At 56.8% G+C, this 13,577-nt stretch carries 14 protein-coding genes; 9 read left to right on the top strand and 5 right to left on the bottom strand.

All coding sequences use genetic code 11. From position 1 onward, the window contains the following. Nucleotides 1-29: 29 nt before the first annotated feature. Nucleotides 30-410, top strand: coding sequence for a helix-hairpin-helix domain-containing protein (locus C5687_RS00650; protein WP_104556233.1), 381 nt, complete (start codon nt 30-32; stop codon nt 408-410). A gap of 97 nt (nt 411-507) precedes the next feature. Further along, nucleotides 508-906, top strand: coding sequence for a YbgC/FadM family acyl-CoA thioesterase (locus C5687_RS00645; RefSeq protein WP_028017637.1), 399 nt, complete (start codon nt 508-510; stop codon nt 904-906). Nucleotides 907-966: 60 nt separating this feature from the next. Here the strand turns inward: C5687_RS00645 and queC are convergent, their stop codons facing one another. After that, the gene (gene queC, locus C5687_RS00640) at nt 967-1,662 is read right to left on the bottom strand and encodes a 7-cyano-7-deazaguanine synthase QueC (protein WP_047957885.1); all 696 of its coding nucleotides are present in this window, start codon (nt 1,660-1,662) and stop codon (nt 967-969) included. Nucleotides 1,663-1,727: 65 nt separating this feature from the next. Continuing rightward, nucleotides 1,728-3,428: an SgrR family transcriptional regulator gene (locus C5687_RS00635; protein ID WP_104556232.1), complete on the bottom strand. Its 1,701-nt coding sequence runs from the start codon at nt 3,426-3,428 to the stop codon at nt 1,728-1,730. 101 nt (nt 3,429-3,529) lie between these two features. On the opposite strand from C5687_RS00635, the gene cof reads away from it, so the two are divergent. Continuing rightward, the gene (gene cof / locus C5687_RS00630; RefSeq protein WP_104556231.1) at nt 3,530-4,348 is read left to right on the top strand and encodes an HMP-PP phosphatase; all 819 of its coding nucleotides are present in this window, start codon (nt 3,530-3,532) and stop codon (nt 4,346-4,348) included. Between the two features lie 40 nt (nt 4,349-4,388). On the opposite strand, the gene C5687_RS00625 is transcribed toward cof, so the two are convergent. Then, nucleotides 4,389-5,435 (bottom strand): PLP-dependent cysteine synthase family protein, encoded by a 1,047-nt coding sequence (locus tag C5687_RS00625; protein WP_104556230.1) that lies wholly within the window; start codon nt 5,433-5,435, stop codon nt 4,389-4,391. A gap of 115 nt (nt 5,436-5,550) precedes the next feature. Here C5687_RS00625 and C5687_RS00620 point away from each other — a divergent pair, with 115 nt between their 5' ends. The 5 genes from C5687_RS00620 (at nt 5,551) to amtB (ending at nt 11,467) form a co-directional block, all read left to right on the top strand. Further along, a complete protein-coding gene (locus C5687_RS00620; protein ID WP_008503307.1) occupies nt 5,551-6,009 on the top strand; it encodes an Lrp/AsnC family transcriptional regulator in 459 nt (152 codons plus the stop codon). Between the two features lie 30 nt (nt 6,010-6,039). Beyond that, on the top strand, nt 6,040-7,812 hold the full coding sequence (locus tag C5687_RS00615) for a SmdA family multidrug ABC transporter permease/ATP-binding protein (protein ID WP_104556229.1): 1,773 nt from the start codon (nt 6,040-6,042) through the stop codon (nt 7,810-7,812). Further along, nucleotides 7,805-9,586: a SmdB family multidrug efflux ABC transporter permease/ATP-binding protein gene (locus C5687_RS00610; protein WP_104556228.1), complete on the top strand. Its 1,782-nt coding sequence runs from the start codon at nt 7,805-7,807 to the stop codon at nt 9,584-9,586. The genes C5687_RS00615 and C5687_RS00610 overlap by 8 nt, the downstream gene beginning before the upstream one ends. A gap of 220 nt (nt 9,587-9,806) precedes the next feature. After that, a complete protein-coding gene (glnK, locus tag C5687_RS00605; RefSeq protein WP_008503304.1) occupies nt 9,807-10,145 on the top strand; it encodes a P-II family nitrogen regulator in 339 nt (112 codons plus the stop codon). A gap of 35 nt (nt 10,146-10,180) precedes the next feature. Beyond that, on the top strand, nt 10,181-11,467 hold the full coding sequence (amtB, locus tag C5687_RS00600) for an ammonium transporter AmtB (RefSeq protein ID WP_104556227.1): 1,287 nt from the start codon (nt 10,181-10,183) through the stop codon (nt 11,465-11,467). Nucleotides 11,468-11,633: 166 nt separating this feature from the next. On the opposite strand, the gene tesB is transcribed toward amtB, so the two are convergent. After that, nucleotides 11,634-12,494, bottom strand: a complete 861-nt coding sequence (gene tesB, locus C5687_RS00595; protein WP_104556226.1) for an acyl-CoA thioesterase II — start codon at nt 12,492-12,494, stop codon at nt 11,634-11,636. 203 nt (nt 12,495-12,697) lie between these two features. On the opposite strand from tesB, the gene C5687_RS00590 reads away from it, so the two are divergent. Further along, entirely contained in the window at nt 12,698-13,225 is a 528-nt protein-coding gene (locus C5687_RS00590; protein WP_025756165.1) for a YbaY family lipoprotein, read from the top strand. Nucleotides 13,226-13,258: 33 nt separating this feature from the next. Here the strand turns inward: C5687_RS00590 and C5687_RS00585 are convergent, their stop codons facing one another. Beyond that, on the bottom strand, nt 13,259-13,570 hold the full coding sequence (locus C5687_RS00585; RefSeq protein ID WP_025204849.1) for an MGMT family protein: 312 nt from the start codon (nt 13,568-13,570) through the stop codon (nt 13,259-13,261). Between the last annotated feature and the right edge of the window lie 7 nt (nt 13,571-13,577).

The following is a 13,577-nucleotide window of genomic DNA, read 5'->3' as shown; positions in this document are numbered from 1 at the left end:
GGGGCTGTCAACAAACAAGGAGATACAGCATGAAACGTGGAATCAAAGCACTGTTAATTACGCTGGCTATTGCCACCACCGGGATGAGCGCTGGCGCGCAGGCGGCGACGCCTACCGCTAAACCACAGACGGTACAGAGTAAGACCGACGACGCTGCGTCAGTGCAGGGGCAAACCAAAGCGACGGATGCCGGTAAAAAAGGGGACGATGACGGTACGCGGGTGAGTATCAATTCGGCATCGGCGGAAGATCTGGCCCGCGCGATGAATGGTGTCGGCCTGAAAAAAGCGCAGGCTATCGTCAGCTACCGCGAAGAGTACGGACCTTTCAAAACCGTCGATGATCTCAAACAGGTTCCGGGGATGGGAAGCGCGCTGGTTGAACGCAACCTCTCACACCTGACGCTGTAATCTCACAATTACTTGCACTGCGGCGATAATTTGCCAGGATAAAGAGGTCATACCAGTGATGACCTCTGATCCTATAACAACTAAAGGCTATTGCGCTATGCAGACAAAAATCAAAGTACGCGGTTTTCACCTCGACGTTTACCAGCATGTGAACAATGCACGCTATCTTGAGTTTCTTGAAGAAGCGCGCTGGGACGGGCTGGAAAACAGCGAAAGCTTTCAGTGGCTGACCGCGCATAACATCGCGTTCGTGGTCGTCAACATCAACATCAACTACCGCCGTCCGGCCGTACTGGGTGATGTGCTCACCGTGACCAGCCAGGTACAACAGCTAAACGGGAAGAGTGGTGTCCTCAGTCAGGTTGTCACGCTGGATCCTGAAGGGCAGGTGGTGGCTGATGCGCTGATTACCTTCGTCTGTATCGATCTGAAAACGCAGAAAGCGCTGCCGCTTGAAGGGGAGTTGCGGGAAAAGCTGGAACAGATGATCGTGTAAGACATATCAGGGGGACGCGTGCTGTCGACACCTGTTTTGCGACAGCACGGTCAAATAACCCTATTTAAGCCCAGTCTTTTTCTGCATTGCGGCCATTACGCCAGCTTTATCGGCAAGATAGTGATTCAACCCGTTAGCGCGCAGGTTGCAGGCGGCACACTGGCCGCAACCGTCACCTTTGATGCCGTTGTAGCAGGTGAGGGTTTCACTGCGAACCAGGTCCAGCTTGCCCCAGTAGTCCGCCAGCGCCCAGGTTTCGGCTTTATCCAGCCACATCAGCGGGGTTTCAAAGCGCGTCTCTTTCGCCATGCCCAGATTGACGGCGTGGTTTAACGCTTTCACGAACTCATCGCGACAGTCCGGATAGCCGGAGAAGTCGGTCTCGCATACGCCGGTTATCACCGCTTCGGCTTGTACCTGGTAGGCGTAGATTGCCGTCAGGGTCAGGAAGAGGATATTTCGGCCAGGAACGAAGGTGTTCGGAATACCGCTGGCGTCAGGTTCGTAGTCCGGGACGGGAATACTGTCCCGGGTGAGGCTGCTGACGGCCAGTTCATTTAACAGCGTAACGTCCAGCACCTTGTGCGCGCGTGCGCCCAGTTTGAGGGCCAGTTCACGGGCAACGTCGATTTCAGCGCGATGGCGCTGACCATAATCGAAAGTGACACAGTGAACTTCATCGTACTGATGAAGGGCCTGGACCAGGCAGGTAGTAGAGTCTTGTCCTCCGCTGAACACGACGACGGCACGTTTCATAAATCATCTCGACAGTTACGTAAAAACGTTATGTTACCGTCTGACCACGACGGCGACCAGCTTCTTCACGATTTGGGGGCGGGCAGCCAGGCTTCGGTAAAGTCAAACCAGCCGCGGGTGTTAAGGCGTATGCCGTTGACCCCCGGCGGGGCGCTGATCTGGTATTGATAATTGAACAGTGGGGTGATGACCGCGTTCTCCATCAGCCGGCTAAATATCGCCTTCAGGCCCGCATGCCGGTCCTGTTCATTAGCCTGGGTCTGGACCGCATCCAGCGTCGCCTGCAGATGAGCATATTGCGGCGCGCTCAGCAGGTGTGGCCAGAGGGCATCACAACGCAGCCACTGCTCAAGCGTGTATTCCGGTGCTTCGCCAATCAGTCTGTCGCCCATCATGATGTCCGCGTCCGCCAGTTGCTGGCATCCGTCCCAGGTTTTCGCATCATAAAAGATAACCGTAAGCGCGCAGCCCTGCTGGGCAAGATACTGTTTTAGCTGACGCGCCATCGTGTGTAGCTCGACGGGCAAATGGTACAGCAGGGTTAACCTCTCCGGCAGAGGGACATGGGTTAAATCCGGCCACTGAGGAATTGCCCAGCCGGGCAGTAACTCCTCTGTTGGGGTAATCAGCCCTTCATTGAGCGGGAGCGTATGCAGAAGCGATGAGAGATGAATGATATTAATGAGTCGTCGCGCCTGCAGTTCACTCAGACGTGGGCTTTGCTTCAGGGTGAGATAACAAAAGCCCAGACTGGTGCTGTTAGTGACCAGACGCAAACTCTCAAGTTCATCCGGTTCGCCAATGGCTATCTGCACAGGATGACGGCAGCTGGTACCCAGCTCAGAGTCAAACAGCGTCGGGGTGATCCAGTACTCGATAGCCTTAAGCAGCGGGTGGCTGAGATGGTACTGTTCATGGCTCTCCAGACGAACCAGATCGGGTTCATACACGCTGAGCCTGAAAGGGCCACAACCCGTCATGGGCTGTTCGGGATGGGCAAGGCGGCTGCAATAGGTGGCCAGGCGGTGTGCCAGCCAGTAATCCGGCTGGTGCAGAGTAAATGTCAGACACTGAGGGTGGGTGACGTCAATACGCAAAACGCTCTGGAACAGTTTACGCAGGGCTGGCAGGGCAAGAAGCGCGTTCAGGCTTTGCTGAAGCTGCCCGGTTTCGACCTTATCGCCATTATGCCAGTGCAGGGTGGAGCGAATATAAAAATGCCAGCGCAGACCGTCCTCCGACACCGCCCAGTGATGGGCGAGATCGCCTGTGGGTTCACTGGAGTTGCCATGAAAACGCGTCAGCCCGGCAAAAATCTGTCCTGCCAGATGCTGTTCCGCGCGACCGGGCAGAAAGCCGGGTTCAAGCGGATCCAGTGCGCGGTAATAGGGGATACGCAGCGTCGGCGTGTCGTTTTGCCACTGCCCGCCTAAAAACGGGTGCAGCAATGACCGCAGTTCTTCGGGGGCAAGCTGGGCCAGTTCCAGCACGTTGTGCTGCTGTCCGCGCTTCAGCGCCTCTTCCATCATCGCATTACGCAGTGACTCCGGGGCGACATGGAACGTCAGCTCTCCCCGTTTGCCGCGACCAGACTGCGCTCGCCAGCTCAGCCAGCCCGCGTCCTGGGCCTGACGCAGCAGCGTGCGGACATGTCGTTCGCTGCAAAAACAGCGGGCAGCCAGTTCGCTGATGGTGACCTGCTGCATTGCCCCCTTTGAAGGCTGCCAGAGGCGTTGATACTGATTGAGTCGGTTGAGCTGGCGCATAAGAAACCCGGAACAATAATAATCATCTATTCACTATTACTTCCGTATATCTCACACGATACTGATGCACAAGTTAACCGCATCACATTTCGGGAGTAACCATGGCTCGGCTCGCTGCATTTGATATGGACGGTACGTTGTTAATGCCGGATCACCGTTTAGGGGAGAAAACCCTGAACACGCTGAAGCGCCTGCACGAGCGTAACGTCACCCTGACCTTTGCCACTGGTCGTCATGTGCTGGAAATGCGTCATCTTCTGGGCGCCTTCTCCCTCGACGCCTTTCTGATCACCGGCAACGGGACGCGAATTCACTCTGTAGAAGGGGAGATACTGCACCGTCAGGATCTCGACCCGGAAGTGGCAGATATCGTGCTGCACAGTACCTGGGACACGCAGGCCAGCATCCACGTCTTTAACGATCGGGGCTGGTTTACCGGGCGTGATATTCCGGAGTTGTTGCATGCGCATGTCTACAGCGGTTTTAGATACCAGCTTATCGATCTGCGTAAGATCCCCGCCCATGCGGTGACCAAGATCTGTTTCTGTGGCGATCATGACGATCTGTGCCGTTTACGCGTTCAGCTCAATGAGGTGCTGGGGAACCGGGCGCATCTGACCTTCTCGGCAGTGGATTGTCTGGAGGTGTTGCCTGTGGGCTGTAACAAAGGTTCAGCCCTGGCGGTACTGAGCGACCACCTGGGCTTAACGCTTCAGGATTGCATGGCGTTTGGCGATGCCATGAACGACCGGGAGATGCTGGGCAGCGTCGGCCGCGGTCTGATTATGGGGAATGCGATGGCGCAGCTAAAAGCGGCGCTTCCTCATCTGCCGGTTATAGGACACTGCCGCAACGAAGCGGTGTCCCATTTTTTGATGCATTGGCTGGACAATAACACCCTCCCATATTCCCCCGAATAGTGAGACCCTTCCAGCAAGCCAGACTTCGGTCTGGCTTTTTTTACTTCAGCAGCTGCGCAATCTGCGCTTTCCACGGGGCGATATCGCCGATGTTGGCCTGCACCCACTCCGCATTGTAGTAGGTCTCAAGGTAGCGCTCGCCGCTGTCGCACAACAGCGTGACGACAGAACCCGTGCGGCCCGCGTCGCGCATACGTGCGGCAAGCTGCAGTGCGCCCCACATATTTGTGCCCGTCGATGCGCCCACTTTACGACCCAGCTGCGTCTCCAGCCAGTGCGCCGTTACCACGCTTGCGGCATCCGGCACGCGGAGCATTTCATCCACCACATCCGGGATGAACGACGGCTCCACGCGCGGGCGGCCAATCCCTTCAATTTTGCTTCCCACCGGGCTGCGCAGGCTGGCATCGCGGTTTTGCCAGTAGTCGAGGAATACGGAGTTTTGCGGATCCACCACCATCAGTTGGGTATCGTAGCCCTGACAGCGAATGTAGCGTCCGATCGTGGCTGACGTGCCGCCTGTACCTGCGCTCATCACAATGTACGAGGGAACCGGATGCGGCTCGTGAGTCATCTGGCGGAAGATACTGTCGGCAATGTTGTTATTGCCGCGCCAGTCCGTCGCGCGCTCGGCGAAGGTGAACTGGTCCATATAGTGACCGTTGAGCTCACGGGCCAGCATTTCAGAGGCGGCGTAGATTTCGCAGGCGCTTTCCACAAAGTGGCAGCGACCGCCATAAAATTCGATCTGTTCGATTTTGCGTCTGGCGGTGCAGGAGGGCATGACTGCGATAAAGGGCAGACCCAGCAGGCGAGCAAAATAGGCTTCGGACACCGCCGTTGAACCGGATGAGGATTCAATAATGGTGGTGCCTTCTTTAATCCAGCCGTTACATAAACCGTATAAAAACAGTGAGCGCGCCAGGCGATGCTTCAGGCTACCGGTAGGATGGGTGCTTTCATCTTTCAGATAGAGCTGTATGCCGTCAAATCCCGGCAGGGAAAGGCGAATCAGGTGCGTATCCGCCGAGCGCTGATAGTCGGCATTGATTTCGCTGATCGCATGTTTAACCCAAGTGCTATTCATCGTAGTTATCCGTTTGTCATTTTGTGCCTAGCATAGCGAAAAGCACAGAAAAAATTGTTGCTATCTGGCCTTTAAAATAGAATCAAGGGAGAAAAATTTTCTCTGTGAGGTGGGTATGCTAGATAAAATTGACCGTAAGCTCCTGTCGTTACTGCAGAGTGACTGTACCCTCTCTTTGCAGGCGCTGGCCGATGCCGTTAATCTGACCACCACGCCGTGCTGGAAGCGCCTGAAGAAGCTTGAGGATGACGGTATTCTTCTGGGACGCGTCGCGTTATTAGATCCCGAAAAACTGGGGCTTGGGTTGACGGCTTTTGTCCTGATAAAAACGCAGCATCACAGCAGCGAATGGTATTGCCGCTTTGTCACGCAGGTCTCGGAAATGCCGGAGGTGCTCGGTTTCTGGCGGATGGCCGGCGAGTACGATTACCTGATGCGCGTTCAGGTGGCCGACATGAAGCGCTATGATGACTTCTACAAACGGCTGGTGAACAGCGTACCGGGATTATCGGACGTCACCTCGAGCTTCGCCATGGAACAGATTAAATACACCACAGCGTTACCTATTGAATAACTTCGTAAAATACCTTCAGGAACAAACCGCGTGCGATTATTTGCCCAACTAAGCTGGTACTTTCGTCGGGAGTGGCAACGCTACCTCGGCGCCGTATGCCTGCTTATTATCATTGCCATTTTGCAGTTGATCCCGCCGAAAGTGGTGGGATACGTCGTGGATGGCGTCACCGAACAGCATTACACCACCGCACGGGTGCTGATGTGGGTTGGCACGCTGGTGCTGACGGCCGTCATTGTTTATTTGCTGCGCTACGTCTGGCGCGTGCTGCTGTTTGGCGCGTCCTACCAGCTGGCCGTAGAGCTGCGTGAGGATTTTTATCACCAGCTGAGCCGGCAGCATCCCGAATTTTATCTGCGCCATCGTACCGGGGATCTTATCGCGCGCGCCACTAACGATGTCGATCGCGTGGTCTTTGCCGCCGGGGAAGGGGTGCTGACGCTGGTGGACTCGCTGGTGATGGGCTGTGCGGTGCTGATCGTCATGTCCACACAGATCAGCTGGCAGTTAACCCTGCTTGCCCTGTTGCCGATGCCGCTCATGGCGCTGGCGATCAACCGCTACGGCGAACAGCTGCACGAGCGTTTCAAGCTGGCGCAGGCTGCGTTTTCGTCGCTAAACGACCGCACCCAGGAGAGCATGACCAGCATCCGGATGATCAAAGCGTTTGGCCTGGAAGACAGACAGTCGGCGCTGTTCGCGGCCGATGCCGCCGACACGGGGGCGAAGAACATGCGCGTCGCGCGTATCGACGCCCGGTTTGACCCGACCATCTATATCGCGATTGGCATGGCCAACCTGCTGGCGATTGGCGGCGGAAGCTGGATGGTGGTTCAGGGGACGTTAACTCTGGGGCAACTGACCAGCTTTGCTATGTATCTGGGGCTGATGATCTGGCCGATGCTGGCGCTGGCCTGGATGTTTAACATCGTGGAGCGCGGCAGCGCTGCCTATAGCCGCATTCGCGCCATGCTGGCCGAAGCGCCGGTGGTCAATGACGGTAGTGAAGTGGTACCAGAAGGGCGCGGCGTCATGAAAGTCGACATCCGCCAGTTTGTCTATCCGCAAACGGAACATCCGGTACTGGAGAACGTCAGCTTTACCCTTCAGCCCGGCCAGATGCTGGGTATCTGTGGCCCGACTGGGTCCGGCAAAAGTACCGTGCTCTCACTGCTCCAGCGCCATTTTGACGTTACGCAGGGCGATATTCGCTTCCATGATATTCCCCTGACCAGGCTGATGCTGGATGAGTGGCGAGGCCGACTGGCGGTCGTCAGCCAGACGCCGTTCCTGTTTTCAGACACCGTGGCAAACAACATTGCCCTTGGACGCCCAAGGGCGACGCAGGGAGAAATTGAGCATGTGGCGCGCTTAGCCAGCGTACATGATGACATTCTGCGCCTGCCGCAGGGCTACGAAACGGAAGTCGGGGAACGGGGCGTCATGCTGTCCGGTGGCCAAAAACAGCGTATCTCGATTGCGCGTGCGCTGTTGCTGAATGCGGAAATCCTGATTCTGGATGATGCCCTTTCCGCCGTGGATGGCCGTACCGAACATCAGATCCTGCATAACCTGCGCCAGTGGGGTGACGGGCGCACGGTGATTATCAGCGCCCACCGTTTGTCGGCGCTGACGGAAGCCAGCGAAATTCTGGTATTACAACATGGGCATATTGCCCAGCGCGGGCAGCACGAAACGCTTGCGGAGCAACCAGGCTGGTATCGAGATATGTATCGCTATCAACAGCTTGAAGCGGCGCTGGACGATGCGCCAGAACACGCTGAGGAGGCGGACAATGCGTAAGCTCGGAACAATGTGGCCGACGCTGAAACGTCTGCTGGCCTATGGCTCGCCGTGGCGTAAACCGCTGTCCGTGGCCGTGCTTTTACTGTGGATTGCTGCAGTGGCTGAAGTGAGCGGCCCGCTGCTCATCAGCTACTTCATCGACAATATGGTTGCCAAAAGCTATCTGCCACTGGGGCTGGTGGTGGGCCTGGGCGTGGCCTACGTAGGTTTGCAGCTGGCGGCCGCAGGTCTCCACTATGCCCAGTCGCTGCTGTTTAACCGGGCCGCGGTGGGCGTCGTACAGCAGTTGCGCACGGACGTCATGGACGCCGCGCTTCGCCAGCCGCTCAGCGAGTTTGATATCCAGCCCGTCGGGCAGGTGATTTCGCGCGTGACCAACGACACCGAGGTGATCCGCGATCTGTACGTGACCGTGGTGGCAACCGTGTTGCGCAGCGCAGCGCTGATTGGCGCGATGCTGGTGGCGATGTTCAGCCTCGACTGGCGCATGGCGCTGGTGGCCATCACTATCTTCCCGGCAGTGCTGATCGTGATGGTTATCTATCAACGCTACAGTACGCCAATTGTGCGTCGGGTGCGCACCTACCTGGCCGACATCAATGATGGCTTCAACGAAGTGATCAACGGCATGAGCGTCATCCAGCAGTTCCGCCAGCAGGCACGTTTTGGCGAGCGGATGGGGGAAGCCAGCCGTTCGCACTATATGGCGCGCATGCAGACGCTGCGGCTTGACGGGTTCCTGTTACGCCCGCTGCTGAGCCTTTTCTCCGCGCTGGTGCTTTGCGGGCTGCTGATGCTTTTTGGCCTGACCACACAAGGGACCATTGAGGTGGGCGTGTTATACGCCTTTATCAGCTACCTTGGCCGCCTGAACGAACCCTTGATCGAGTTGACGACGCAGCAGTCTATGCTCCAGCAGGCGGTGGTGGCAGGGGAGCGCGTATTCGAGCTGATGGACAGGCCGCGTCAGACTTACGGTAACGATGATCGTCCTCTGCAAAGCGGGGCGATTGCCTTTGATAACGTCTCGTTTGCCTACCGCGACGACCAGCTGGTGCTGCAGGATATCTCGCTTGCCGTTCCGTCACGCGGGTTCGTGGCGCTGGTGGGGCATACCGGCAGCGGTAAGAGCACGCTAGCCAGCCTGTTAATGGGGTATTACCCGGTCAGCCGCGGTGAAATTCGCCTCGACGGACGCCCGCTGGCGTCTCTCAGCCACACCGTGTTACGCAAAGGCGTTGCGATGGTGCAGCAGGATCCGGTCGTCCTGGCCGATACCTTCTACGCCAACGTAACCCTGGGGCGAGACTACACTGAGGAGCAGGTCTGGGACGTGCTGGAAAAAGTGCAGCTGGCAGAGCTGGCACGCGGGTTTAGCGACGGCATCAGGACGAAACTGGGCGAGCAGGGAAACAATCTTTCTGTTGGACAAAAACAGCTTCTGGCGCTGGCGCGCGTGCTGATTGAAACGCCGCAGATCCTGATTCTGGATGAAGCGACGGCCAGCATTGACTCCGGCACCGAGCAGGCCATCCAGCAGGCACTGGCTGCCGTACGCGACCATACCACGCTGGTGGTGATTGCCCACCGCCTGTCCACCATCGTCGATGCGGACACGATCCTGGTGCTACATCGCGGACACGCCGTTGAGCGCGGTACGCACCGCGAACTTCTTGAGGCCAAAGGGCGTTACTGGCAGATGTACCAGCTGCAGCTGGCGGGCGAAGAGCTGGCAGCCAGCGTGCGCGATGAAGAGTCGCTTAGCGCCTGATGCACTAAAATGAGGCGATGCGCTAACAGTCATTCCTGTTGGTGCAAAACTGAAACGCACCCTGCACCGGCATGGTGCGTTTTTTTTCGCCGGTTCGTTAATCAGGACCGTGTAATGCTCATCACACCGCTGTTCCCTCCGGTTTTCATTTCTGGCACATCCCTTGCAATAGCTTCTGCGTAAGCTGCGGCCATTACCGAATTCTGACTGGAGGGGATCTATGAAGCTGGTTACGGTTGTAATCAAACCATTCAAACTCGAAGACGTGCGTGAAGCGCTGTCTTCAATGGGTATTCAGGGACTGACTGTCACCGAAGTGAAAGGCTTTGGTCGTCAGAAGGGTCATGCCGAGCTTTATCGCGGGGCGGAATACAGCGTTAACTTTCTGCCAAAAGTAAAAATTGATGTCGCGATTGCTGACGATCAGCTTGATGAAGTCATTGATGTCATTAGCAAAGCGGCCTACACCGGCAAAATTGGCGACGGCAAAATTTTCGTTGCCGAACTGCAGCGCGTCATTCGCATCCGTACCGGCGAATCTGACGAAGCGGCACTGTAATTAACGCCTGGCACACAGTGATAGGGATCGAGAAAATGAAGATAGCAACACTTAAAACGGGTCTGGGTTCGCTGGCGCTGCTGCCGGGCCTGGCGCTGGCCGCGCCTGCGGTGGCAGACAAAGCCGATAACGCCTTTATGATGATCAGCACCGCGCTGGTGCTGTTCATGTCCATTCCGGGCATTGCGCTGTTCTACGGCGGCCTGATCCGTGGCAAAAACGTTCTCTCCATGCTGACGCAGGTTGCCGTGACCTTCGCACTGGTCTGCGTGCTGTGGGTGGTTTACGGTTACTCGCTCGCTTTCGGCACCGGCAACGCATTCTTCGGTAACTTCGACTGGGTGATGCTGAAAAATATTGAACTGACCGCGCTGATGGGCAGTTTCTATCAGTATATTCACGTGGCGTTCCAGGGCTCCTTCGCCTGCATTACCGTCGGGCTGATTGTGGGCGCACTCGCCGAGCGTATTCGCTTCTCTGCCGTCCTGATCTTCGTGGTGGTCTGGCTGACGCTCTCCTATGTGCCGATTGCGCACATGGTCTGGGGTGGCGGTCTGCTGGCGACGCACGGTGCGCTGGACTTCGCAGGCGGTACCGTTGTGCACATTAACGCCGCGGTAGCGGGTCTGGTGGGTGCCTACCTGATTGGCAAACGCGTGGGCTTCGGTAAAGAAGCGTTCAAACCGCACAACCTGCCGATGGTCTTTACCGGTACAGCGATCCTCTACTTTGGCTGGTTTGGCTTTAACGCAGGCTCAGCAAGTGCCGCGAGCGAAATTGCCGCGCTGGCCTTTGTGAACACCGTTGTGGCCACGGCGGGTGCGATCCTCTCCTGGGTATTCGGCGAGTGGGCAGTGCGCGGTAAACCTTCCCTGCTGGGTGCCTGCTCGGGTGCGATTGCTGGTCTGGTCGGTATCACCCCTGCGTGTGGGTATGTCGGTGTAGGTGGTGCGCTGCTGGTCGGCCTGGTGTCGGGTCTGGCGGGTCTGTGGGGCGTGACGGCGCTGAAACGTCTTCTGCGCGTGGATGACCCTTGCGATGTGTTTGGCGTGCACGGCGTGTGCGGCATTATCGGTTGTATCATGACCGGTATCTTCGCGGCGAAATCACTGGGTGGCGTGGGCTATGCGGAAGGCGTGACCATGGTTCATCAGGTGCTGGTGCAGCTGGAAAGTATTGCGATCACCGTTGTATGGTCTGCCGTTGTCGCTTTCATTGGCTACAAACTGGCGGATATGACGGTCGGCCTGCGTGTACCTGAAGAGCAGGAACGCGAAGGTCTGGACGTCAACAGTCACGGCGAGAATGCGTATAACGCCTAAGGTAAAAGCAAAACGGCAACTTCGGTTGCCGTTTTTAGTGTTTGTTCCCTCTCCCTGTGGGAGAGGGTCAGGGTGAGGGCATCAGGCCGCACAAGGTAAAAGCAAAACGGTAACCTAGGTTGCCGTTTTTTGTGTTTATTCCCTCTCCCTGTGGGAGAGGGCCAAATCACCCTCTGTTACGCATTACCCCTTCCTGCACCGTCGAGGCGACCAGCACGCCATCCTGCGTATAAAACTCTCCACGCACAAACCCACGCGCGCTTGATGCCGACGTGCTCTCCACGCTGTAGAGCAACCACTCGTTCATATTGAACGGACGGTGGAACCACATGGAGTGATCAATCGTCGCAACCTGCATCCCTTTTTCAAGGAAGCCGACGCCGTGAGGCTGTAGCGCCACCGGCAGGAAGTTGAAATCTGACGCATAACTCAGCAGATACTGATGAACGCGGAAGTCCTCTGGCACGGTACCGTTAGCCCGGATCCAGACCTGGCGCTTCGGTTCCGCGATGTGACCTTTCATCGGGTTGTGGAACTCGACGGGGCGGATCTCAAGTGGCTTATCGCAGAGAAACTTCTCTTTAACCTGTGGCGGAAGCAGATGCGCCAGTGCACGGGCGATATCGGTCTCTGATTGCAGCGAGTCGGGGGACGGGGCCGGGGGCATCTCTTTCTGATGTTCGTAGCCAGGCTCCGGAGCCTGGAAAGAGGCGGTCATGTAAAAGATGGGCTTTCCGCTCTGGATGGCCGCGACGCGTCGTGCGCTGAAACTGTTGCCATCTCTCAGGACTTCAACATCATACACAATCGGTTTTGCGCTATCGCCAGGACGTAAGAAGTAGCTGTGGAATGAATGCACCAGACGGTCTGCCGGGACAGTCTCCTTTGCAGCGTACAGCGCTTGTCCTACGACTTGCCCACCGAAGACCTGGCGTAAGCCTAAATCTTCGCTCTGTCCGCGAAAGAGTCCTTCCTCAATTTTTTCCAGGTTCAGTAATGTCAGCAGATTGTTCAGTGCCTGACTCATAGTTGTCCTCAATAAACGCCGTAGCGAAAGATAGGCTGAGTATAACGCAGAAATGAAAGTGGTCCGATGGGTAGATTAATCTGAATATCGGGACGATTTCAGGCATTAATCAGTGATTTGTGCCACACTTATATGCGTTATGTGATTGAAACGACATCGGATGGGATCGATCCCGCTGGTGCATTGATGATAAGGAGACTTCAATGAAACTCGTGCCCATGCTAAGTGGTGTAGCTATTGCGGTGGCGTTGTCCGCCTGTGCCGGTAAGAGCGCCCAGGTGCCAGTGCCAGCGGCAGATCCGAACGGGATCAATACCCTTTCGCAGCAATCCATTCAGCAGCCTAACGTTTCCGGTACTATCTGGATTAAACAGAAAGTGGCGTTACCGCCGGATGCGGTATTAACGGTGACCCTGTCGGATGCTTCCCTGGCCGACGCACCTTCGAAGGTTGTGGCTCAGCGTGCCGTCCGGACAGAAGGCAAGCAGGCGCCGTTTAGCTTCGTGTTACCATATAACCCATCGGACGTACAGCCTAATGCCCGTATTCTGCTGAGTGCCGCGGTAACGATTAACGGTAAGCTGGTCTTTATCACCGATACGGTCCAGGAAGCGATCAACAACGGTGGGACAAAAATCGACCTGAACCTGGTTCCTGTGCAGCAGACTGAAGTGCCTGTCGCCCCGGCGACCGGTCAGCCGTCCCTGCCAACCCCACCCACTCAGATGTAATGAGAGTATTTCCCCTCTCCTGCGGGAGAGGGGTCAGTACACCCAGCGGTATTTCTGCAAATCAATCTGCCCCGACCCGGATACCTGCACACCCTCTGACAGTAACGCCTGACGCTGGCGCTGGAGATCTGGCCCGGTGAGCGAGATGGCACCGTGTCGATTCACCACCCGATGCCAGGGCAACGTACTGCCTTCCGGTAGCCGTTTGAGGACGCCGCCCACCTGTCGCGCCGCACGAGGGGACCCCGCCAGACGCGCCACATCACCATAAGTAGTGACATACCCTTCTGGAACAGAGGCCACTATTTGCCATACACGCTGTGGAAAGGAGTCGTGTTCGTCCATACCTTCA

Source organism: Enterobacter sichuanensis (assembly GCF_002939185.1).
Classification (GTDB): domain Bacteria; phylum Pseudomonadota; class Gammaproteobacteria; order Enterobacterales; family Enterobacteriaceae; genus Enterobacter; species Enterobacter sichuanensis.
This window is presented reverse-complemented; position numbering and strand designations above follow the sequence as displayed.

Bases quoted from the DNA above. Each gene is read 5' to 3' on its own strand.
- C5687_RS00650 (WP_104556233.1), top strand. From the start codon at position 30: ATGAAACGTGGAATCAAAGCACTGTTAATTACGCTGGCTATTGCCACC.
- C5687_RS00645 (WP_028017637.1), top strand. From the start codon at position 508: ATGCAGACAAAAATCAAAGTACGCGGTTTTCACCTCGACGTTTACCAG.
- queC (WP_047957885.1), bottom strand. From the start codon at position 1,662: ATGAAACGTGCCGTCGTCGTGTTCAGCGGAGGACAAGACTCTACTACC.
- C5687_RS00635 (WP_104556232.1), bottom strand. From the start codon at position 3,428: ATGCGCCAGCTCAACCGACTCAATCAGTATCAACGCCTCTGGCAGCCT.
- cof (WP_104556231.1), top strand. From the start codon at position 3,530: ATGGCTCGGCTCGCTGCATTTGATATGGACGGTACGTTGTTAATGCCG.
- C5687_RS00625 (WP_104556230.1), bottom strand. From the start codon at position 5,435: ATGAATAGCACTTGGGTTAAACATGCGATCAGCGAAATCAATGCCGAC.
- C5687_RS00620 (WP_008503307.1), top strand. From the start codon at position 5,551: ATGCTAGATAAAATTGACCGTAAGCTCCTGTCGTTACTGCAGAGTGAC.
- C5687_RS00610 (WP_104556228.1), top strand. From the start codon at position 7,805: ATGCGTAAGCTCGGAACAATGTGGCCGACGCTGAAACGTCTGCTGGCC.
- glnK (WP_008503304.1), top strand. From the start codon at position 9,807: ATGAAGCTGGTTACGGTTGTAATCAAACCATTCAAACTCGAAGACGTG.
- amtB (WP_104556227.1), top strand. From the start codon at position 10,181: ATGAAGATAGCAACACTTAAAACGGGTCTGGGTTCGCTGGCGCTGCTG.
- tesB (WP_104556226.1), bottom strand. From the start codon at position 12,494: ATGAGTCAGGCACTGAACAATCTGCTGACATTACTGAACCTGGAAAAA.
- C5687_RS00590 (WP_025756165.1), top strand. From the start codon at position 12,698: ATGAAACTCGTGCCCATGCTAAGTGGTGTAGCTATTGCGGTGGCGTTG.
- C5687_RS00585 (WP_025204849.1), bottom strand. From the start codon at position 13,570: ATGGACGAACACGACTCCTTTCCACAGCGTGTATGGCAAATAGTGGCC.